General features: G+C 70.9%; 17 protein-coding genes and 2 pseudogenes. 10 read left to right on the top strand and 9 right to left on the bottom strand.

Annotation, left to right across the window (positions count from 1 at the left end; all coding sequences use genetic code 11):
• Nucleotides 1–522: 522 nt before the first annotated feature.
• Nucleotides 523–1959 (bottom strand): amidase, encoded by a 1437-nt coding sequence (locus IF30_RS0123580; protein ID WP_030241854.1) that lies wholly within the window; start codon nt 1957–1959, stop codon nt 523–525.
• A gap of 139 nt (nt 1960–2098) precedes the next feature.
• On the opposite strand from IF30_RS0123580, the gene IF30_RS0123575 reads away from it, so the two are divergent.
• Nucleotides 2099–2743, top strand: a complete 645-nt coding sequence (locus IF30_RS0123575) for a TetR/AcrR family transcriptional regulator (RefSeq protein WP_051710934.1) — start codon at nt 2099–2101, stop codon at nt 2741–2743.
• Nucleotides 2744–3183: 440 nt separating this feature from the next.
• On the opposite strand, the gene IF30_RS41865 is transcribed toward IF30_RS0123575, so the two are convergent.
• Both IF30_RS41865 and IF30_RS0123565 read right to left on the bottom strand, forming a co-directional pair.
• Nucleotides 3184–3849: a hypothetical protein gene (locus tag IF30_RS41865; protein WP_051710932.1), complete on the bottom strand. Its 666-nt coding sequence runs from the start codon at nt 3847–3849 to the stop codon at nt 3184–3186.
• A gap of 690 nt (nt 3850–4539) precedes the next feature.
• The gene (locus IF30_RS0123565; RefSeq protein ID WP_030241847.1) at nt 4540–5133 is read right to left on the bottom strand and encodes a TetR/AcrR family transcriptional regulator; all 594 of its coding nucleotides are present in this window, start codon (nt 5131–5133) and stop codon (nt 4540–4542) included.
• A gap of 124 nt (nt 5134–5257) precedes the next feature.
• Between IF30_RS0123565 and IF30_RS0123560 the strand changes: the two genes are divergently transcribed.
• From IF30_RS0123560 to IF30_RS0123550, 3 genes are all read left to right on the top strand, one after another.
• A complete protein-coding gene (locus tag IF30_RS0123560) occupies nt 5258–6367 on the top strand; it encodes an FAD-dependent oxidoreductase (RefSeq protein WP_030241844.1) in 1110 nt (369 codons plus the stop codon).
• Between the two features lie 278 nt (nt 6368–6645).
• A complete protein-coding gene (locus IF30_RS0123555; protein ID WP_158835397.1) occupies nt 6646–7059 on the top strand; it encodes a hypothetical protein in 414 nt (137 codons plus the stop codon).
• A 553-nt stretch (nt 7060–7612) separates the two neighbouring features.
• Nucleotides 7613–8722 (top strand): hypothetical protein, encoded by a 1110-nt coding sequence (locus tag IF30_RS0123550; RefSeq protein WP_030241839.1) that lies wholly within the window; start codon nt 7613–7615, stop codon nt 8720–8722.
• Between the two features lie 629 nt (nt 8723–9351).
• Here the strand turns inward: IF30_RS0123550 and IF30_RS0123545 are convergent.
• The 3 genes from IF30_RS0123545 to IF30_RS0123535 all read right to left on the bottom strand — a co-directional run bounded on the left by IF30_RS0123545 (nt 9352) and on the right by IF30_RS0123535 (nt 10531).
• On the bottom strand, nt 9352–9573 hold the full coding sequence (locus IF30_RS0123545; RefSeq protein WP_030241836.1) for a helix-turn-helix domain-containing protein: 222 nt from the start codon (nt 9571–9573) through the stop codon (nt 9352–9354).
• On the bottom strand, nt 9573–10064 hold the full coding sequence (locus IF30_RS0123540; protein WP_030241833.1) for a DUF2975 domain-containing protein: 492 nt from the start codon (nt 10062–10064) through the stop codon (nt 9573–9575). Before IF30_RS0123540 ends, IF30_RS0123545 begins: the two co-directional genes overlap by 1 nt.
• Nucleotides 10065–10312: 248 nt before the next feature.
• Entirely contained in the window at nt 10313–10531 is a 219-nt protein-coding gene (locus IF30_RS0123535; protein ID WP_030241830.1) for a hypothetical protein, read from the bottom strand.
• Between the two features lie 707 nt (nt 10532–11238).
• Here IF30_RS0123535 and IF30_RS0123530 point away from each other — a divergent pair.
• Entirely contained in the window at nt 11239–12741 is a 1503-nt protein-coding gene (locus IF30_RS0123530; protein WP_030241828.1) for a non-reducing end alpha-L-arabinofuranosidase family hydrolase, read from the top strand.
• A gap of 264 nt (nt 12742–13005) precedes the next feature.
• Here the strand turns inward: IF30_RS0123530 and IF30_RS0123525 are convergent, their stop codons facing one another.
• Nucleotides 13006–14316 (bottom strand): alpha-L-arabinofuranosidase, encoded by a 1311-nt coding sequence (locus tag IF30_RS0123525; protein WP_158835394.1) that lies wholly within the window; start codon nt 14314–14316, stop codon nt 13006–13008.
• Between the two features lie 1055 nt (nt 14317–15371).
• Between IF30_RS0123525 and IF30_RS50840 the strand changes: the two are divergent.
• From IF30_RS50840 to IF30_RS41855, 4 genes and pseudogenes are all read left to right on the top strand, one after another.
• Nucleotides 15372–15815, top strand: a pseudogene (locus tag IF30_RS50840) (cellulase family glycosylhydrolase); the annotation flags it as partial.
• 166 nt (nt 15816–15981) lie between these two features.
• Complete coding sequence (locus IF30_RS50835) at nt 15982–16533, top strand: RICIN domain-containing protein (protein WP_051710928.1); 552 nt, start codon at nt 15982–15984, stop codon at nt 16531–16533.
• Between the two features lie 931 nt (nt 16534–17464).
• Entirely contained in the window at nt 17465–18163 is a 699-nt protein-coding gene (locus tag IF30_RS0123510) for a helix-turn-helix transcriptional regulator (protein WP_037900959.1), read from the top strand.
• Nucleotides 18164–18233: 70 nt separating this feature from the next.
• Nucleotides 18234–18983: a hypothetical protein gene (locus IF30_RS41855; protein ID WP_158835391.1), complete on the top strand. Its 750-nt coding sequence runs from the start codon at nt 18234–18236 to the stop codon at nt 18981–18983.
• Nucleotides 18984–19323: 340 nt separating this feature from the next.
• On the opposite strand, the gene IF30_RS0123490 is transcribed toward IF30_RS41855, so the two are convergent.
• Nucleotides 19324–19863 (bottom strand): hypothetical protein, encoded by a 540-nt coding sequence (locus IF30_RS0123490; RefSeq protein WP_063752754.1) that lies wholly within the window; start codon nt 19861–19863, stop codon nt 19324–19326.
• Between the two features lie 79 nt (nt 19864–19942).
• On the opposite strand from IF30_RS0123490, the gene IF30_RS0123485 reads away from it, so the two are divergent.
• Nucleotides 19943–20899, top strand: a complete 957-nt coding sequence (locus IF30_RS0123485; RefSeq protein ID WP_037900953.1) for a GlxA family transcriptional regulator — start codon at nt 19943–19945, stop codon at nt 20897–20899.
• A 252-nt stretch (nt 20900–21151) separates the two neighbouring features.
• On the opposite strand, the pseudogene IF30_RS41850 reads toward IF30_RS0123485, so the two are convergent.
• Nucleotides 21152–21746: pseudogene (locus IF30_RS41850) on the bottom strand (MBL fold metallo-hydrolase).
• Nucleotides 21747–21982: the final 236 nt, after the last annotated feature.

The following is a 21982-nucleotide window of genomic DNA, read 5'->3' as shown; positions in this document are numbered from 1 at the left end:
GCCCGGTCCGCGTCGGAGGCGAGGTGACCGCCACCCCACCGTGGCAGTGCTGCTGATTGCCGCCTCCGCGGTCGTCGCCGGAGCGCAGTCCTTCCCGGCTGTCGGCCGGTGGGCCGGACGCGCCGCAGCATGCCCTGGCCCGGCTGGGTGCCCGCATGGTCGGCGCGCTCGGGGTGCGGGTCGCTCCGAGCGCCGCGACGATCCGCCGGGTCGTCGGCCTGGCCCGTCCGGGCGGCCTCGCCGATCCGACCGGCGCCGATCCCGCCGGCTCGCCCGCTCGCAGTGGGCGACCGGGAACCGGCTCGACGTCGTCCGCGACACCACCTTCCGCGCGGACGCCTCGAAGACCCGCACCGGCCATGGCCCCGAGAACACGGCCGCCCTGCGCAACCTGGCCGTCGACACCCTCCGCGGCGCAGGACACCGGTACGTCTCCGCCGGCCTCCGACACGCCTCCTACGATCCGTTCACCGGCCCGATCGACCTCCTGAAGATCGCCTGACCGGCCCCCTCGCAAGTTCGTCAGACTGTGCGACGCCCCTGGCCCTGGCCCGGGTCGACCGGTGTGAGAACTCCGAGCCGGTCCTCGATCGCCTCGGCCGCGGCCAAACACAGGTCCTCGCGGAACGCGCGCCCGACGATCTGCACTCCGGACGGCAGCCCGTCGGCCATCCCGGTCGGCACGGCCACCCCGGGCACGCCCACGAAGCTGGTCACGGTGCACAGGCGCCTTCCCGACTCGAAGCGGTCCCACCCGGCCCGGTCGCGCGACTCCAGCCCGGGTTCGACGGGCGGTTCGGTGAACGACGGGCCGAGCAGGAGCGGGTGGTCGTCGAGGAATGCGGCCCAGGAGCGGCGGATGTTCATCCAGGCGCCCATGAGCTTCATGAACTGCTCCGCGCTCGCGGGCGGGGTCTGCTCCATCATCATCTCGATGAAGCGGTCACCGCCCTCGCCGAGCAGCGTGCGCACCGCCGGCCAGCTCGGGGCGAACTCGGTCGCGGTGATCCGGCCGTAGGCGTCGAGTGCTTCGTCCAGCCGTGGCACGTCCGGCACTTCGCGCACGTCGTACCCGGCGTCCCGCAGCGCGTCGGCCGCGGTCGCGACGGCCGTGCGCACCGTGGGGTGGACGCCGCGCCCGCCTGGGTCCACCACGACCGCGACCCTCACCGGCCCGGGGAGGGACTCGCCGTACACGGGCACCGGCACGGCCCGAGGATCCCGCGGATCGGCGCCGGCCAACACCTCGTACGCCAGCCGAAGATCGCCCACGCTCCGGGCGAACGGGCCGTCGGTGACCAGCAGTTGGGACGCAGGGCCGGGGTCGTCCGCCCCGGGGATCCGGTGGTCGGCGGGGAACCGGCCGGTGGTCGGCTTCAGCGCGGCCACCCCGCAGAACTGGGCCGGGATCCGCAGCGATCCACCGGAGTCGTTGCCGAGCCCGAGCGTGGCCATGCCCGTGGCGACGGCCACCGCGTCACCCCCGCTCGATCCGCCGGGGGTCCGGCTGCGGTCCCAGGGGTTGACCGTGTCCCCGAACAGTTCGCTGCGCGTGTGCATCCCGGCCACGATCAGGGTGGGCACGTTGCTGTGCCCGATCGGGATCGCCCCGGCCGCGCGCAGCCGGGCCACCGGGGGCGCGTCCGCCGGCGCCACCAGGTCGCGGAAGCGCGGGGTGCCGAACGTGGTCGCCACGCCCTCGATGGCCGTGGACTCCTTCACCGTGAACGGCACCCCCGCGAGCGGTCCCAGCTCCTCGCCGGCGGCCCGCCGCCGGTCCGTCCATTCGGCGGCCTGCCGGGCGCGCTCCGCCAGGAGCTGGGTGACCGCGTTCACCTCCGGGTTGACCTCGGCGATGCGCTCCAGGTGGCTCTCCACCAGCTCGACGGCGGAGACCTCACCGCCGCGCACCGCCTCCGCCTGCGCCGCAGCCGTCAGCTTCCACAGGGCATCCCCCATGATTCCCGTCCTCCTCGTCCAGGGTCCGATGCGCTTGCATCGGAACGGTATCCTGGAACCGATGCGCTCGCATCGAATAACGCCCCGCATCGAATAACGCCCGCATCCGACACCGCATCGACCAACGGAGGCCCCGGGCATGCCCAGACAGGTTGACCACGAGGAGCGGCGCCACCGCATCGCCGAGGCCGTCTGCCTCCTCGCCGACGAGCACGGACTGGAGGGCGTGACCCTGCGCGACGTCGCCGCCCGCGCGCAGGTGTCGATGGGCGCCGTGCAGCGCTGCTTTCGCAGCAAGGAAGAGATGCTCGTGTTCACGCTCGGGAACATCGGCGAACGGATCACCGAACGCGCCCGGGCCCGCCTCATCCGGAGCCCGGCCCAGTCGGCCGCCACCGCCCTGGGCCACGCGGTCGCCGAAGTCGCACTCCTCCGCGAAGAACATCACGCCGAGGCACGGGTCTGGCTCGCATTCATCGCGCAGGCCGTGGTCAGCGAGCCGCTCGCCGACACGCTGAAAGCCAACTACGCAGCCCTGCACGAGACATTCACCCGGCTCATCCGGGAAGCCGGCGAGAGCGCCCGACGCACTGCGCCCATCGACCCGCAACGCGAGGCCCACACCCTCCTCGCCCTCGCCGACGGCCTCACCACCCACGTCCTCATCGGCCGCCTCACCTCGCAAGAGGCGCAGGACGTCCTGCACGCGCACCTGGGCAACCTCTGGGAGCGGCACGTCCTACCCGGTCACCCCACGTCGAACGTCCGGGCCGCCGACGCGTGATCCGACCCGCCGTCCACCCTGCGGGCCCGCCCTCCCACCGTGGGCAGGCGGAGCAACCCGAGCCCGGGAGCGTCGGATCGGCGCTCTGGTGCAGGCATCGGGCGAAGTCCTGCCACGTGGACGGTGTGAGCCCGTAGCGCTCACGGCCGCCTTTGGCGAAGGCATCGCCATCCCGGAGGGTGATGTCGGATCTGCCGAGGGTGAGCTGCTGCCAGCCGGTGAGCAGGGCAGAGGTGAGGGGGCGTCGGTGGGCGGCGTCTGCACGGGCCAGAACGCTAGCCTGAAGGAGCCGGTCGGCGCGTTGAGGGCACCGGCGCCGGACCTGGCCCTCGAACCAGGCGGTGAGCCCGTCGACGGCCGGTGCCACGGGAGTCCGGTGCCCAGCACCGGCGGACGCCCAGTCGACCTCGTCCCTGATCGTGCACCACACGGCGAGGGAGTCAGTAGTCACGGTACGGCCGATGCCCGGTCACACCGAGTGCCAGGTCCTCCACGACCGCGTCGACCGTGGTGCAGCTCGGTACGGCCCAGCTCTTGAACCGTCCGCCGATGGCGCCCTTCACCAGTTCGGCGGCTTCCTCTCCCGCCATGCCCGCTGAGGAGAGGTACCACGTCAGCACTCGTTCGCAGAGGCCGTACCAGCTGTCCTCGGCGCATGTGCGGTCCACGGCAAGGGTCACCAGTCGGGTCGCCGCGCGCTGCACGTGCCAGCTGCGGTCCTCCGCATCCGCGTCGGTCGCCGGCGCCAGCTCGACGAAGCGCTCGGCCAGCTCTTCCAGCCAGTCGCGCCATTCCAGGAGCGAGGCCACGACGATGGCAGCTGAGGCCTCGGGGCCGTCCCGCAGCGAGTGGCCGTGACAGCACCAGCTCTGGACGACGCCGCCGTTTCCGCCCTCGCCGACCGCCCAGTGCCATCCGCAGGCCCACCGGCCGTAGCGGGCCACCAGGAAGTCCGTCACCTGGCACACGAAGTCGAACCCGTCCGCAGAGCCGACGGGGGGAAACAGCGCGAGTACCTCGGCCGTGACCTCGGCTTCCTCCTCGCTGCTCCAGGTGAAGCCCTGCTGGCCAGGGTCGACAGCAGACCAAGGTAGGAGACGAGGCATCAGGTACGGGTTGATGGACGTGGCGGTCCTCCGATGATCAGTTCGGTCGGTGCAGCCGGCTGATGCTGCCAGGACCACGTGGCGTCTGTCATCCGGTTATCCGGAGTGGCCCATCCCTGCCGACGACGGCGCGAGTCGGCCTGCACGGGCCGGTCAGCGAACGTAGTTCGCACGCTTCCCGAGGCAGGCCCGACAGGACCTGGGCGATTGCGTCGGGACAACACGCTGGTCAATGGGTCGGACAATCGGACAAGGGGCCCCGCCCCACCTCCACCGACGCCTCCGCCCGCACCTCCACCGACCCGACCGGCGACGGGCCCGTTTCCGCAGGCCAGCAGCCGCGGCCAAGTGGCTGCCGAAGTGGTGGCAACCCTTCTACCGCTGCTCCTGGAAACCGGAAGGGCAAGCAGCGTGCGACGGTGCGGCCCGGCGGAACGTCATGGTGGCCCTCGTCCTGGTCCAGCGCGCCACCGCCCGTGAGCTCTGGCACCTGGCCCTGCCCGGCCAGGCCTGCGACGAGGCGGCCCGCGACGCGCTGCTCGACCTCCATGACGCGGGCAGGGCGCGCCCGACGGCTGAGCGCGCGGCCGCAAGCTCTGGTGCCGTGGCTACTCAGGTTGAACCTGTGCGGGCGCGCAACACGTCCACGCGCAACACGTCCACGCCCACCAGGGCTCCGAGCAGACCGGGTCAGCTGCCGGGGTGGGAGGCCGCCCAGCCGTGTTCGAGCAGTGCGAAGGCCTCGTCGACGGCGCGGCGCGGCTCGGGGTGCCGCAGGACGAGGCTGCGGGCCTCGAGGGCGAAATGGGCCAGGGCGGCGCAGCTGACGTCGTCGTCGGGAGCGCCGACAGCGTCGGCGATGGCTCGCGTCAGGGCCGCTTCGTGGCGCGTCCACATGCGGTGGGCGTAGTCGCGCAGCGCAGGGGTGTCCTGCACCATGCGCGTGAAGTCGGCGAACCGCGGGTCCGTGGCGTGGACGGCGAACTGGGTCTGCGTCAGCAGGATGTGCTCGCGCAGAGCCTGCGGGATCGACGTGCCGGGGGTGCGGTTGCGTACGGCGGCGACGAGCGCTGCCTCCAGGTCGTCGTCCTGGTCGAAGACCAGGGCTTCCTTGCCGGGGAAGTGCTTGAACAGGGTGGTCACCGAGACGTCGGCGGCGTCGGCGACGTCCTTGACGCTGACCTGGTCGTAGCCGCGGTCGAGGAACAGCTCGAGTGCGGCGTCAGCCAGGGACTGGCGGGTCTGGGCCTTCTTGCGCTCGCGGCGCCCGGTCGGTTCGGTCACCCGCATACCGTACCCCAGGGTGTACCGAATAAAAAAGCTTAGTCATTGCACTTATGTGGTGAGTGTGCTTTCTTGGTGAGGCCGGACCTCCCGGCAGCTCCCCACCTCTTGAGGGACACCTCCCATGAACCCTGCTCGTGGTCCCCGCATCGCGATTGTCGGCGCCGGCCTCGGCGGCCTGACGTGCGCCCGAGTCCTGCAGCGACACGGCCGCTCGGTAACCGTCTTCGAACGCGAGGCCTCCGCCGACGCCCGCCCGCAGGGCGGCACCCTCGACCTGCACGCGGACACCGGTCAGGCCGCCCTGCGTGCGGCCGGGCTCCTCGACCGGTTCCAAGCCCTCTCCCGCCCCGAAGGCGAGGAGTGGCGGGTGCTCGACTTCGCCGACGCCGCCCTCCTGGCGCATCAGGGGCCGTCCGGCGCCGGCGGCCGGCCGGAGATCGACCGCGGCCAGCTGCGCGGCCTGTTGCTGGACTCGCTCACCGAGGGCACAGTGCGGTGGGGCCGCGCCGTCACCGCGGTCACCCCGCTCGCGGACGGCACCTGCCGGATGCTCTTCGGTGACGACACCGCCGCGGACTTCGACCTGGTGGTCGGCGCCGACGGCGCCTGGTCGCGCGTCCGCCCGGCCCTGTCGGATGCCGCGCCCCGCTACACCGGTGTCACCTTCGTCGAGACCGGGTTCGACCACTGCGACACCCGCCACCCCGACCTCGCGCGGCTGGTCGGCAACGGATCGATGCTGGTGAAGGGCGCCGGCAGGTCCCTGGTCGCCCAGCGCAACAGCAATGGCCGTATCCGCGCCTACATCGCGCTCCGCGCGCCGCAGGACTGGCATGTGGCTGCCGGTGTCGACCTCGGCGACCAGAGGGCCGTGCGGACGCATCTGCTGAGGATGCTCGACGGCTGGGACGAGAGCCTGCGCTCCATCGTGCGGAACAGCGACAGCACGTTCATCAACCGGTCCCTGTTCGTCCTGCCCGTCCCGCACACCTGGGAGCACGTTCCCGGCGTGACGCTGCTCGGCGATGCCGCGCACCTGATGCCCCCGGCCGGCCTGGGTGCCAATCTCGCCATGCTCGACGGCTCCGACCTCGCCCACGCCCTCGTTGCCGAATCCAGCGTCGACGACGCCGTCCGCGCCTACGAGAGCGCCATGCTGCCGCGCTCGATCGAGGCCGCGACGGGCAGCGCGCAGGGACTCGACCGCCTCGTTCCCGCCACGACCGCCTGAGCGGACTCCACCGCCCCGGCCGGGCGGCCGCTCCCGCGTCGGTCGTGTGCACTCTCCCGGCGGTCGCATCCGCCCCGGGGCGGCGTCGTCAGAGGGTCTGTCCCAGGGCGGCGTCGTTCAGAGGATCTGTCCGGGTTGACGCCGGTTCAGATGGCTGGGGTGATTCATGAGTCACCCCTGTCACTCGAAAAGAGGCCACCCGGGGAATCTATTGAACGCGTTCAAATATGCTGCGAGGATGATGCTCCTGCTGGAGCTGCCGAAGGGGCGGAATGGCCATGGGTGCCGTGCTGAGAACCGAGAGCGCCCTGGCGTGGTTCACTCGGGCCGCCGTCCGCTATCTGTTCGCCCTCGGCTGTGGATGGAGTGCCGCAGCCGGTGGTTGCGCGCTCCGGCTGGCACATACCGGTGAGCTCACCGGATCGGAGTTCCTGACCGGCTTCACCGAGCTGGGGCTGTTCCTGTTCGGGTGGTTCGGTATGCCGTCACTGCTGCTGCTCCTCCTCTCCGCACCGATGAGGGAGAGCGAACTCCATCGGCCCGTTGTCACCGTCCTGTGGTGCGGACCGCCGATCTTCGTGCTGTTCGTCAGCGGGTGGACGCTGATCGGCATTCTGTTCCAGATCGGCTGCGCCGCCTTCCTGCTGCCCTCACCGCGCCTGCGGATCGTGCGCCGACCGGCCCGCCCCTGAGGAGGAACCCACGCCCGCCGACGGCCCGCGCAGCGCCACACAGTGCCCGCACAGCGCCACACAGTGCCCGCGAGCCCCGCCGGGTTTCCGGTCGGGGTCAGGCATGCGCTGCCGAGGTGGACGAACCTCGCTTCACTGTTCGCGGGATCAGGCTGAACGGAGGCGAGCATGGCCTCCGGGTGACCATGAGGTGTCGAAGCCCTGGCCGCTGCAACGGAAGACCGTGCCCGCCCGCCAGCCTGCGCAACCTCGCCCTCGGCGCACTCCGGCACGCCGGCCACGACGACATCGCCAACATCGCCGCCGGACTCCGTCACCACGCTCGCGACCCCCGCCGCCCGCTCTCCACCCTCGGCATCAGCCGGGGGAGCGGAACTGATGTGGGATCACATCCCTCGGCTCGTTCACGCTACGTCAGTTCGCTGTGCGCACATCGACAACTCGCAGCTTCGATGCGGCTCTAGCGTCGTGTGAGGCCGCGCCGAGTCTTCCGTTCCGGCCCGCCTGTGACGATCGGGGACGAATTCCCTGAGCGAGTGATGAGGGAGAACAGATGCCGGGCTTTCAACACGCCCCGCACCGCACCATGCGCAGACGCCTGGCACGGGCACTGATATCGCTGTTGGCAGGGTTGACTCTGCTGCTCGGCTACTCGGTCGCGCCCGCATCGGCGACCGAGGGTGACTGGATCAACGAAGGCGGCCCCGCAAGGTCCGCAGAGGCGATGTCCGCAGCGGTGTTCCAGGGCGACCGTTTCGAGATCCTGCGGGGCACCGACAACCGAATCTGGTGGCGCTACCGCAACGGCGAATGGCGGGTAATGCCCGGAGGCGGCATCACGGAGCACCGCCCGGAGCTAGCCGTCATCCTCAACGGAAGCACCCCGCGTCTGGCCGCCTTCCACCTCGGCACTTCCCGCGAGGTGTACTACAGCTTCCTCGGAGGCGCCGCCGGCAACATCTGGTCACCATGGGCCCAAGTTCGCGGCACCGCCCATGCCAGCGGAAACCTCGTTGCCAGCTCAGGTGTGATGGGCATTCTCCTCACGACCATCCGGGACAATCGGGTCATCGTGCAGGAAATGCGTTACCGGAGTGGCCAACTGTACTTCGAGCCCGACTGGGAAACGATGGACGATGTACACACCCATGACAGAACTCTGTACTACTCACAGCAAGTTACTCTTCAGAGTCAGGTGGTCAACCACAGGGTGACCGTCAACGACCGGGATTACGACACCAGTGTCGTGGTGGGCCGAGACCAGCACGTCTACATCGCCCACACCATCGCAGACGCAGACGGTCTGAGGGGCGGCGTCTACTCGGAGCTGCCGGGCGGCGGTCTCTGTGAATCCGTGGCGATCGGCCGTGGGGGCGACGAGGTGCCTACGTCCGACCCCGGAGACCCGGCCTATGCGGCACAGCAGAACGTCTCCATCGCCTGCATCTCGCCTCAGGACCACACGCTGTGGGTCAACCGCTCCAGCAACGGCGGCTTCGCCTGGAGCGGCTGGAGCCGGACCGCCGGCGGCAACGCGTACAGCACGGCCGGGCCCGAGGTCGATGGAGATCCCGGAGGCCAAGTCTTCGCCAACATCTCCTGGAGCGGCGGCGAGAACTCCAACCTGAAGCAGCGCATGATCCTCATGAAGCGAATCCAGTGACCCCACAACCGACGCTCGCCCGCCACGGACGGCAGAAGACGCTCGAAGGGCGATGAGACGTCGTTTGGACGCGGGGGAAGGTGTTCTCCATGGACCTCTTCAGCGGGGCATGCCCCCGGTAGTCGCTCTCCTGGGAACGACCCCACCCCCCCGGTGCACAGGAAGTCGGCGCCGTCGACTTCCTGTGCAGTACAACGCCAGATGGTTGCGGCCGGAGACGAAGGGCGTCCTGAGGACGATCTCGGCGTCGAGTCAACCGTGCACGGTGAGGATCAGGCCGGTCTCCGGCAGATCGCCGGCGACCATGGCGCGCATGGGTCCGCTTGGTCGTGGCCGCGTCTCCTGTGGTCGCCTCGGCCGGGGCCGCGATCGCGGTGGCGGCGCTCTCGTCGCCGGCGGCCGGTCGTCAGTCGCGCCGGGCAGGTGCTCGACGCCTGACCCTGGGAGGACGCGGCACACGTCGTAGGAACGGTCCGGGTCGATCCGGAGCGTGCCGCCTGTCGCCTGTCGCCTGTCGCCTGTCGCGTGTCGCGTTGTCGTGGGTACCCGAGCGCCCGCGTCCGGGGGGCCCGGGCCGTAGACGTGCTTTCGGGGGCAAGCGGGACCGGCGATGGCGTCGGCCGGCGGATTCATTCGCCGTCGGCGCCGTCGGCCTCCCAGCGCAGCAGGTCGCCCGGCTGGCATTCGAGCACCTCGCAGAGCGCGGCGAGCGTCGAGAAGCGCACCGCCTTGGCGCGGCCGTTCTTCAGCACCGCCAGGTTGGCGGGCGTGATCCCCACGCGGTCCGCGAGGTCGCCGACGGACATCTTCCGCCTGGCCAGCATCACGTCGACGTCCACGACGATCGGCATCAGATCACCTCGTCCAACTCGGCCTGCATCTGCGCCGCTTCGACGTCGCGCGCGACGGCTTGGGCGAGCAGCGTCCGCAGCACGAGCACGATGAGCGCGACCCCCAGGATGGCCACGCCGACCCCGGCCATGATGACGGAGACGCCGGGGTCGTCCCGCTGGCCCGGCGCGTTGAGGGCCGTGACCGCGAACCACACGAGGGCGGCCGCGACGATCGCGCCGATCATGACGTCCACGTAGCGGAAGGCGGCGTGGGAGAACACGGTTCCGCGTCGCACCATCGACACCAGCCGCCATACGCAGACCACGGCGACCTGGACCGACACCATGCCCAGGATCGTGACCACGCGCAGCGGGGTCAGTGGGAGGGACCCGTCCTCCGGATCGCTCCCGGTGACCAACACCCACACCAGCCCGGCCTGTACGAACACGGTGCCGGTGAGCATCACCACGAGCACGGCGCGCAGCGCACCGACTGTCAGCTTTCCCACGGCCAATCCTTCCATCGAGTTGCGATGGAAAACTATCGAATTTCGATAGATCGAAGCAAGGGCTGTGCCAGAGGTGGACGGCGTCGACCTCCGGCAGCCAGCTGGTTCGACGGCCCGTTCAACAGCGAGCAGCAGCAGGGCCCGCCGTTCGGCGAGGTAGCCGGCCAGCCGGTCCAGGGCGCGCAGGGCGCCGAGGTCGGGCACCCGCAGGGCACTCGACGCCACGGCCGCGACGGCGGTGGGACCGGTCACGGGGCGAGGTCCACCAGCCAGACCCCGTCCGGGAAGGACTCCCGGGCGTCGGCGGACACCTCCAGGGCCAGCCGCGTCTTGCCCACGCCGCCCATGCCGGTGAGCGTCACCAGTCGCCGGGTGTCCAGCAGACTCCGGATCCCGTCGATCTCCCGCCGTCTGCCCGCGAACCCGGTGAGGGGGACGGGCAGGTTCCCCTGCTCAGCGCTGCTCATCCTGCTCCGTCTCTCTCCCGCGCTGCTCGGAACCACTCTCCACCGGGGATCCGTACGGCCACGTTCCCGCCACGTTACGGAGACATGGCGGGACGACCGCAGTGCCGGAACACCGCGCCCCTCGCACCACCGGCCCGGATCGGGAACCGGCTCGCCGCCTGTTGCGGACGCCGACGTCGCCGCCGCGAGCAGCACCAGGCTCTTTGAACTCTGGGCGGCGCGCCGCACGCCCCGGAGGGCGGCCCGCGGCGACGCCCGGATCCTCGCCTCGCCTTGCCGGGTTCGCCACGCCGGGCTCGTCTCGCCGCGCCTCGCCTCGCCGCGTATGCCTCGCCCCCTTCGCCTCGCCGCGTCATGCGGGGCGGCCCGGCGCGTCCCGTTGGCGGGTGGGCGCGCCGGTGGGGCCGGAGCGATGGCGCCTCGCATCCGCTCCGTCACACCTCCCACCGGTGCGCAATTCTGATGGCGCCTCAGTGACGGGCAGGTTACGGCGTCGTGCTTGACGACCTCTCGCGCCCCATGGTTTCCTCCCTGCAACGCGCCGGATGTTCGACTTTCAAGTTGTTAGCGCTAACAGTAAGCCGAACACCCGGTCCGCCCCCCACCTCGCAGGGGTCACGCCTGCCGCCGCCTCAGCCGTGCCGTGCCCGGTCCGCACGCACCGAGAAGGACGGATCCCTGCCCAAGTCGCCCCTAGGAGGGTGCAGATGAACGCTCTCGGTACAGCTCCGCGAAGCTCGACACGGCGAGGATGGCGGCCTCGGACGGCCGCCCTGCTCTCGATGGTCTTCGTGGCCGGCTTCCTGGCCATGGTGAACCCGTCGTCCGCCTCGGCGGCCTCGGTCGACGCCGGCAAGTGGTACGTGCTGGTCAACCGCAACAGCGGCAAGGCGCTGGACGACTACAACTTCGCCACCGCCGACGGTTCGCCCGTCGTCCAGTGGACCCGGACCGGCAACGAAGCCCAGCAGTGGCGCTTCCTGGACTCCGGGAGCGGCTACTACCGCCTGCAGAACCACAACTCCGGCAAGGTCCTGGACAACTACAACTGGTCCTCGGCCGACGGCACCGACGTCGTCCAGTGGAGCGACCTCAACGCGGCCAACCAGCAGTTCCGCCTCGCCGACTCCACCGACGGCCACGTCCGCCTCCTGAACCGCCACAGCGGAAAGGCCCTCGAGGTCCAGGGCGCCTCCGCCGCCGACGGCGGAAAGATCGTTCAGGACGCCGACCGGGGCGGCAGCAGCCAGCAGTGGCAACTCGTCCCCGTGGCCAACGTCTCCACCGGCACATGCGCTCTTCCGACGACCTACCGCTGGACATCGACGGGTCCGCTGGCGGAGCCGGCGAACGGGCAGCTCGCGCTGAAGGACTTCACCACCGTGAAGTACAACGGCAAGAACCTGGTCTACGCGACCACCTCCAACGGAACGTCGTGGGGCTCGACGGCGTTCAGCCCCTTCACGAACTGGTCGGACATGGGAGCGGCCACCCAGACCGGGATGAACCAGCCCGCGGTGGCGCCCGAACTGTTCTACTTCGCGCCCAAGAACGTCTGGGTGATGGTGTCCCAGTGGAGTCAGTGGCCGCTCTACTACCGCACGTCCAGCGACCCCACCAACCCCAACGGCTGGTCCGCCGCGCAGCCGCTGTTCACCGGCAGCCTCCCGGAGGGCCCCGGGGCCCGGCGGGACGCCCCGATCGACCCGACCATGATCGCCGACGACCGGAACATGTACCTCTTCTTCGCCGGTGACAACGGCAAGATCTACCGGGCGAGCATGCCGATCGGGAACTTCCCCGGCAGCTTCGGCTCGTCGTACACGACGGTCATGAGTGACACGGAGCAGCGCCTGTTCGAGGCGCCGGAGGTCTACAAGGTCAAGGGCCAGAACCAGTACCTCATGATCGTCGAGGCGCAGGGCGCGAACCGCTACTTCCGCTCCTTCACGGCCCCCAGCCTGGACGGCCCGTGGACCGTCCAGGCCGGCAGCGAGAGCAACCCCTTCGCGGGCCAGGCCAACAGCGGTTCCACCTGGGCTCAGGGCGTCAGTCACGGTGACCTGGTCCGTGACAGCGCCGACCAGACCAAGACCATCGATCCCTGCAACCTGCAGTTCCTCTACCAGGGCCTCCTCAAGAACGTCCCGACGGGCACCGAGTACCTGGACCTGCCGTACCGGCCGGGCCTGCTCACCCTGCAGCGCTGACCCGCCCGATCAACGGTGATCATGCGGTGGTGCGGTCCGGCGACGTGCGCGTGGACGAGCGGTTCACGGCGTGGGTGGTTCCACCTGCTGACCGATACCCACCGCACCGAGGGACCCCAGCCGCACATCGGCTGGGGTTCCTCGTGAAGGCGACGCTGCCCATGGGCTGTGCCGATGGGGCGGGCCGGGTCTGCCCGGCCTGCGGGGTGTCCGCCCCCCGGGGTGAAGGGCTCACCGTCCCGGCACGACAGGGTCGCGGGTCGGTCAGCGGTGCAACCGGACGACGGCGATGGCGTAGGGCGGCACGATCTGGCTGGTCACACTACCCGTCCTCGCCTTGGTGACCGAGGTGCCGTTCTTCGCGTACGAGTACACCGTGGGCGTGACGGGGCACGGGGAGAAGCCGCTGTAGGACAGGGAGACGGTGGCGCTGGTGTTCGGGTCCTCATTGATCAGCATCACATTCACGTCACCGTTGCCGCGACGCACTGCGTGGGTGATGAGCAGCGGGTTCGAACTGTTCGCACGCACCAGCCTGTCGCCGGCCGAGCCGAGCTTGGAGACCATCGCGATGCCGTAGTACGGGGCGAACGGCGTGTTCACCGGCGGCTCGCACGGGGCGCCGCTGGAGAGGAAGCCGCCGTCGTCGTAGTCCTGCGCACCCTCGACCGTGGTGACCTTGCTGCAGTCGGTGCCGTTGTGCATGTCCCACCAGTCGACGTTGAACGCGCCGTTCTCCATCAGGGTCAGGTAGTCGTCCGCTGCGAACAGCCCCGCGGGGGACGTGTCGGAGTCGATGGTGCTGTTCGTCTCGGTGATCGCGATGCCGACGTCGCGCGCGTGGCTGCCGGCCCACTTGTCGACCAGTGAATGCACCGCGCTCATCATGCCCGGAACCTGCGCCTGGGGCTTGGCCAACATGTCCGCTGCGCTGGAGCCGCCCGGGTAGTAGTGCACGATCACGAAGTCGATCTTCGAGCCGGCGATGGAGAGCACCGTGTCGTTCCAGTCCGCCGTGTCGCCCGGGCCGACGATGCCGTCCGGCCAGGAACCCGGCACGCAGAGCACCGCGCCGATCTTGACGGTCGGGTCCACCGCCTTCATCGCAGAGGCGAACTGCAGCAGGTTGTTCGCGTAGGTGGTGGCGCTGTGGCTGGCGTGGAGGTCGGTCTCCCACGCCGCGCCGTACTCGCCGTTGCCGGGGATCTCGTTGCCGATCTCCCAGTACTTCACCCCGTAGTGCTTGGTGACGTTGGCGTACTTCACCCAGTCGGCGGCCTCTTCCGGGGTGCCCGAGCCGTAGTCTGCGGTGATGATCGGCTGCGCGTCGGCCGCCTTGGCCGTCGCCATGAACGCGTCGAAGTCAGTGTTCGGCGCGACGACGCCGCCGTCTGCGGTGTTCGTCTTCCAGTGGTAGATGTCGGCGTACGAACCGCCCGGGTACCGCATCGCCTTGACGCCGGCGTGGCTGAGCAGGCCGGGGATCGCCGGGCCGTTCATGTTGGCGTCGTACACGGCCGTGTTGACCCCGATGCCGGCGGACGGGAACGTCGCCAGTGTCTGGTCGACGTTCACCGACACCGACACCGATGCCGAAGCGGATCCCGACGGCGACGCCGTGTTCGCGGCGTCAGCAGGCCGCGCGGCCGCCGCGGTCACCGCCGCGGCCAGGAGCGAGGTGACTGCGGCCAGCCGAGCCAGACGACTGCGACGCAAAAGTATGAACTCCCGCATGGGTGGCGCCTCCAGAGTTGCGACGGGTGGGATCTCGGAGCTGTGGATCACGGATCATCGGTGCCGGTGGCCGGGAGGGTCGGGGCGCAGCAGGGAGGCGGCGCCGGTTCGACTGCGGCTCGCGCCTGCCGGGATGTCGGGTCACTGAGGGTCAAGTTGCCGTAGGCGCCAGCCGTGTAGCCGATCGGCGAGCGCGAGGCGGCGGGAGTCGCGTCGTGCCGAACACCGGTGGCCGGCGCCCTCCCCAGGCCGGCGGACCTGTCACCACGGACAAACACATTCGATCGCAACGACGCACAATCAAACGTGATAACAGGGAAGCGCTTCCGAAGCGCACGGTCAAGAGTCTCGCCAGTCCTCCTTTCCGTCCGGGGCAGGCACCGAGCCGCGAATGCGCAAGAGAAGCCAAACATCCTATGTGTCATGCGATACGGCGCTGCGGAACCCTTGACCGTCCTCGCGGGATCACGGCATGCTCTCGGACTGTTTTCCCGGCCACACCTGACGTGGAGTAGGGCCGCACGCCGAGCCCCACCTGGACAGCCCCCGTCGGATGCATCCCATGTCTCGATCGTCATCATCGCCGCCGCCATCGGCTGCGGTCCGCCGACAAGCAGTCCAGCGCGACAGGCAGAAACCAACACAAGTGAACATGTCGGCAGGGTCGCGCGCGACATCCGCGAGGGATCCTCGCCGTCGGACATGACCGCCCCGCGCAGAACAGGAGCGTCAACAGTCGAGTCAGCCCTGGCACGGAGTCCGGTTACGGCCCGTGTCGCCGCGGCAGGGCCGGCGCCCGGGCCGGCAATCGCGCGGCTGCGGGAAGCGGGGTGTTCGCCGACCACCGGCTCGACATCCTCAAGGGCTACCAGGCGCTCGGCGCCAACACCGTGCGCATGGGGTTCAACCAGCAGACCGTCAGCGGCAGTTGGTGGAACAGCTATACCGCCGCCGTTGACGCGGCCACCGCGCTGGGCATGAACGTCGTGCTCACCCCGTGGCTGCAGAACGGTGTGGTCGGCGACACCGCCTCGTTCCACGCGATGTGGGACACCGTGATCAACACGTACGCGGGCAACAGCCGGGTGTACTTCGGCATCATGAACGAGCCGTGGGGCTACAGCGCCACCGACGAGGACGACATCGCGGCGGCCTGGGTGGCGCGCTACTCCCAGGTGCCCAGTGGACGGATCCTGGTGCCCGGCGCCTGGGAGACGAACCTGTGCACCGTCGGCGCCGACCCCCGCCTCGCCGGCACCCTGCTCTCGCTCCACGCCTACACCCCCGGTGGGGAGACCCATCCCACCGAGGCCGGTTGGGTCACCAGCTTCGAGAACAACGTCTGCGGATACGACAGCCGCGCCGTGCTCACCGAGTTCGGTGTCCCGATGAACACCGGTGTGGACTACGACGGGCCTCGCGACGGCGTCAACGACGTGTCCTACCTCTACGCGCTCACCGACACCGTGCGCAACCAGGGCATGGGGGGCGATCCTGTGGACCGGTGTGAAGTTCGCCGACCAGAGCCAAGGCCCCGGCCCGTGCGAGAACGCCTCCTGCGCGATCACCTCCCTCCGGGGCAGCGCGCCGAACTACGCGCTCAGCATCAACAACCAGTCCGGTCTCGACCGGCTGCAGTACGCCTGGGGCGCCGGCAGCACGGGCGCTGCCACCGGTCCCGTCCACGCGGTCGCCGCGGGCAGGTGCCTGGACGTTCCCGGCGCATCCCAGACCAACGGAACCGCGGCACAGATCTGGGACTGCACCGGCAACGGCAACCAGACCTGGACGCACACCACGAGCAACCGGCTCACGGTCTACGGCGGCGCGAAGTGCCTGGACGCCACCAACAACCAGACGACCCCCGGCACCCCGGTGGCGATCTGGGACCGCAACGGCGGTGCCAACCAGCAGTGGGTCCTCGACAGCAACGGCACGATCACCGGTGTGCAGTCAGGCCTCTGTCTCGATGTGACCGGGGCGTCCACCGCCGACGGCGCCAAGGTCGAGCTGTGGACCTGCACCGGACAAAGCAACCAGCAGTGGAAGCTCGGCTGACGCCACCGCGCCTCGGCCACCGTCCGGACTCGCGCCCCGGACATCCCGCGGTGCGCGGGACAGGTTGCGCATCACCGTCCCGCACACCGCGGCCACACCGGGTATGACGTCCCGTCCCCCGTCCCCCGTCCCCCGTCCCCCGTCCACGACCAGCAGCGGGGCCGCGATACGGGGTGCCAGGGCGGAGAGGTCCACCTGGCGGGCGGCGATGCTCATCGGGTTGCTCCTGTCGTCCGTACGGCCTTGCCGTGTGTCCGGCGCTCCCGCACGCCGGCCGGCGTGTCGGCGGTCTTCGGCCAGGCGGTGATCCGGCCGATCTCCGGGTGCGGCCGCTCGCCCCGGTTCGGTGCGAACGCCTCGACCTCGACCAGTGCCTCACCGGGCTCCGGGACGGGCGGCTGGGAAACCTCGGCGAAGGCGACGGGACTCGCCGCTTCCCCGGTGGGAATCAGTTTTGCCGGCCGAGAATGCAACCTCCACGGCAGCCCGGTGATTCAACAACGCCCACGCGCATCCGACAACTCTCGGTTGTCACCTGTGGTCGGAGCCGTGGAGCTCGACGTGCCCCACGTACGCGTCTTCGTACAAGCCGTACAAGCCGCCGAGGAACCGCAGCGGGCGCGAAGAGGCGCGGCGCGGGCACCAGATCGGGCACCATCGGCCGCCGAACCGGAAGCCGGCGGTGCCTGCCCGCGCAGAGACCGGCGACAACACCCTCCCTCCCGCGCTCACCGCAGAGATCTACCGGTTGAAGGGGGCGAACCGGGAGGAGGTCCAGGGCCCTCCGGCAGGCCCCTCCGGCAGGTCCCTCCGGAAGGCCTGAAGGTCGCCCACGGAGAGAACCTCGCCCCACGTCGTGAACTGCAACAGCTCAGCGGACAGAGACCGAGCGAGGGCCGCAGGTAGTCAGCCGACCGCATACGCTGGGGCGGTGAACCGCACCGATCGCCTGTACGCGCTGGTCGAAGAGCTTCGAGCGGTGGCGCCCCGGCCGCGCAGTGCCCCGTGGCTGGCGCGGCGATTCGAGGTCAGCGTCCGCACCATAGAGCGAGATCTTGAAGCGCTGAGGCAGTCGGGCCTGCCGATCCGCAGCGACACCGGTCGGGCCGGCGGGTACAGCCTCGACCGGGACCGCACGCTGCCGCCGGTGACACTCAGCCCCGCTGAGGCCCTCGCCGTCAGCGTCGCGCTTCGAACGGCGGCGTCCACGCCGTTCGCGGCGGCCGCGCACCGCGCCGGCCAGAAGGTGCTGGCAGTGCTGCCCGCCGACGTGCGGCAGCGGGAGGAGTCGCTGGCGCGGCTGGTGCACCGGGTCGGTGACCACGCTCCTGGCGGGAGCAGCACGCTGAACGAGATCATCGTCGAGGCAGTGGTCTCAGGACGTGTCCTGAACCTCACCTATACGGACCGGGCCGACGCGGCGACGACGCGCGAGGTCGAGCCGTTGGGGCTGCTGTGGGGCCCGAGTGGCTGGTATCTGGCGGCGTGGTGCCGGCTGCGGTCGGCGGTCCGAGGCTTCCAGCTCGACCGGATCTCCTCGTTGGAACTGTCGGACGAACGAGTGGCGTCCCGGGAGCCGCAGTGGGGGGCCGAGCTGAAGCGCTTGGATGCCGAGCCCTTCGCGAGGTGACGTGGCGGGACGCAACGTGATCCGAAACACCGACAGGACGGTGTCGCGAGGGCCCGCGATGCTGTCCGTCATGGACAACGAGAAGCGCATGACCACCTGGTGCCGCATGTGGAGCGAGGACCCCTCCCTGGCGTACGGCCTGATGACCGACGACTGCGTGCAGTGGTCGAATCGCACGGCCGGCCTGGACACCGTGGTAGGCCCAGCCGAACAGGAACGGTTCGTCACCGAGTACCGCGCACGGCAGGTGAACGTCTTCAGCCCGCGGGTACTCGTCGACGCCGGTGACCGGTTCGCCTACCTGTGGGATGTGCGCAAGGCCGACGGCGAGGTGTGGACCGGCATCGACGTCAACGTTCTCAGCGGCGACCGGATCAGGGAGAACTGGACGTTCGTCGCGGAGCGGCACTGCGAGCAGTCCGATCCGGCACCCGAGGCGGCCGGTCGGACCGACGCCGCCACGATCGAGGAGCTGTGCCACCGCTGGGTTCAGCTTCGCAACGGCCGGGCCGAGCTGGCCACGGACCTGGTGATGGGCGACTTCGACCTGTTCTCGGGCGCCGGGCCGGACAGTGACGCGCACGGCCCCGCCGAGCTGGCCGACCTGATCGAGCGACAGGCCGAGACCGACGACCGGTCCGCCGTCACGATCCACCGGCAGCCCGTCGTCGACCCCGCCCGAGGGTACGTAGCGTTCCTCTGGAACGCCGAGACCAGGGCGGGCGGTGCCTCAGTCGGCGGCGTCGACCTCCTGACGGTGCGCTCCGGCCGGCTCGCCCGCGCGTGGTCCATGACGGGCACTCGTCCGTTCCGGTACTGAAGCCCGGCGCCTCTCCCGCCTGGTCGACACGACATCGGTGGTCGCGTCCGTGTGCCCGTGTGCCCATGTGCCCATGTGCCCATCTGCCCGTGTCGGCTCCGTAGGCGTGGACGCCGACCCAAGCCGCTGGTCGGAGGACATCTCGTTCGGGCTGGTCGGCTGCTCCCGTGACGGCCGTGGAGCGGCTCGGCCCGGACGAGTTGTGGGAGCAGTTCCAGCCGGTGGTACCGGAGGCCCCCCGCGCCGGTGGGCGGTAGGCCCACCGCGCGCCGGGCGTAGGAGCATGCTGCACAGGTCAGGCCCAGGGTGTGAGCGCCGTCGCGCGGCACCGCGTGGGTCGTCAGGCGGGTGCGCCGGCGCGATCGGACGGTGCCGGGGTGGGGCGGGCGACAGAGGCGAGCAGCAGCACGCCCGGGACGATGCCGGCGACGGTGGCGGTGACCGCGAAGGGGGCGTCCGCCAGGGCCAGGGCCATGCCGAGGGCGCCACAGGCGCTCAGCGCGGCGGCGAGCCGGCGGACCACCGGCATCCCCCAGGCCGCGGCCAGGCCGAAGAAGTGCAGGCCGACGACCAGGCTGATCCAACCGACCGACGCCTCCGGCAGATGCAGCACCGGGTTGAGGACGACGAGACCGCCCAGGCCGGCGACGACCTCGGCCGCGACGACGAGGCGGTAGCCCTTCCCGAACACGGCCGTCGCTCGACCGTCGTCGGCGGCGGGCGGGGTGCGGCGGATGGCGAGAAACACCCTCAGGAACGCGAGGACCGCCAGGACCCGCAGCGGAACGCTGACGAGGGTAGGGAAGGCCCCGGCGTTGCGCAGCAGGAAGACGAGACCGAAGGAGGCGCCGATGAGCCGGCCGAGCTGGTTGTTTCGCACGGCGCAGACTCTCATCAAAGTCGATCATGACGCAACGGCCGCCGCCCCGACGTGCGCCGGCCTGTGCCAGACTGCCCGGATGCCCGCCTTCACGACCGTCGCCGCGTACGTCCCGCCCGGTGTCGGCATGCTCGCCGTCGGCATCGTCGCCGAGGTGTTCGGCCCGCACGGGGCGGCGCTGCCCGGGTTCGACTTCGCGCTGTGCGGGGAGCGACCCGGACCGGTGCCCACCGACTGCGGCGTGCCGCTGGCGGTCCGGCACGGCCTGGACCGGCTGGCCGCCGCCGACCTGGTGATCGCCCTGCCGGGCGCCGGGTTCCGCACGCCGCCCGCCCCGGCCGTCCTGGACGCGCTGCGCTCCGCGCACCGGCGCGGCGCGGTGGTCGCGGCGCACTGCGTCGGCACGTTCGCGCTCGCCGCCGCCGGGCTGCTCGACGGGCGGCGGGCGACCACCCACTGGCGGTTCGCCGACCTGCTCGCCGAACGCCACCCGCAGGTGGCGCTGGAGCCGGACGCGCTCTACGTGGACGAGGGGTCCGTCGTCACCGGCGCGGGCGCTGCCGCCGGCTTCGACCTGTGCCTGCACCTGATCAGGCGCGAGCACGGCGCCGCGATGGCCAACGCCGTCGCCCGGGACATGGTGCTGCCCTCGCACCGCGAAGGGGGCCAAGCCCAGTACCTGGCCGCGCCCGTCCCCGAGGACGCCCGTGACGAAGGCCTGGCCGACGTCCTGGCCTGGGCCCGCGAACACCTCCACGAGCCGCTGCCCGTCGCCGAGTTGGCCCGCCGCGCCCTGATGAGCAAGCGGTCCTTCGCCCGCCGCTTCACCGCCGCGACCGGCACCACCCCGCACGCCTGGCTGCGCAGCCTGCGACTGAGCCGCGCCGAGGAGCTGCTGGAGACCACCGACCTGCCGGTCGAGGAGGTCGCCCGCCGGGTCGGGTACGCCGGCGCGGCCGTCCTGCGCGAGCAGTTCGTCCGCCGCCGGGGCGTCCCGCCCCGCTCGTACCGCCGCGCCTTCGCCGGCACCCCGTAACGGCGGGACTCGCACGCCGGCTCGCACGCCGAACCGCGCCGGCAGCTCGCACTGGCAGCCGACACCGGCAGCCCGCACCCGCACCGGCAGGCCGTGCCCGTAGTGGACGATGCCCTGGCCCCGGCGGGCGGAGCCTGCGCGGTGGCCGGTCGGCGTCTCGCGGAGACGGACGGCCTCTTCGCCTTGGTGCGGCCGCGAGAAGGGCTCTCGCGGTGGCGGTGGCGGTGGCCCGGGACTGGCCGGGCCCCGTGGTCAGCGGGGGGTGGTGACGGTCGGGGTGAAGGGGGCGCCGTGGCCGGGGACGACGAGGGTGGCGGCGGCGAGGACGCGTTCCCGGGAGGAGCGCAGGAGGTCGCGGTCGGGGGCGACGGGGTCGTCGGCCGGGCCGTCGGCGTGCCACCAGAGATCGCCGGCGAAGGCGACGACGCCGGTGGGGGTGCCGGCGAGGAGGGTGATGTCCTCGGCGCTGTGGCCGGGCGTGCGGATGAGGCGCAGCGACGGGGTGAGTTGGTAACCCTCGGCGTCCCGGTTGGTCCAGTGGTTGCCCTGGTACTCCACCTTGTGGTCGTGGACGCGGGCGCGGGGGAAGAGGCCGGCGTTCACGGTGTTGTCGGGGTGGTGGTGGCTGAGCACCACGTCGGTGATGTCGTCGGGGCCCGAGGCCGAGTGCGGCGAGCGGGGCGAGGATGTCGTCGCGGTCGGCGACCATGCCCGGGTCGAAGACCACGTGCCGACCGGCGTCGGTGACGTAGGAGACGGTGGCGGCGACGCCGGGGCCGGTGGAGCCGACGTAGCCGGTGGTCAGGACGGTGAAGGTGGCGCTACGGCCGAGCGGTGCGTCTGTCATGGCCTCGATCCTTCCGGCTGCCGCGACCGTTCACGAGTGGCAGTGCTGCCGCCGATCGCGGGTTTCGTGCCAACCGCGGCGCGGTGTCGGGCGGCGGCGACAGGCGCAGAGCGGAATGCTCCGGCGGCGGCCGAACCGTGCGTTCTTCCGGCGTGGGCGTGCGTGGGCGTGCGTGGGCGGTGCTCCTTGTCCGGTGGTCCCGGTGTCGTTGTCGGGCGTCGGAGCGGGCATCAAGG

Origin of the sequence: Streptomyces sp. NRRL S-350 (assembly GCF_000719705.1) — a bacterium.
Lineage (GTDB): Bacteria > Actinomycetota > Actinomycetes > Streptomycetales > Streptomycetaceae > Kitasatospora.
Note: the sequence above shows the minus strand (reverse complement) of the source record. Positions and strands in the feature narration are given on the sequence as shown.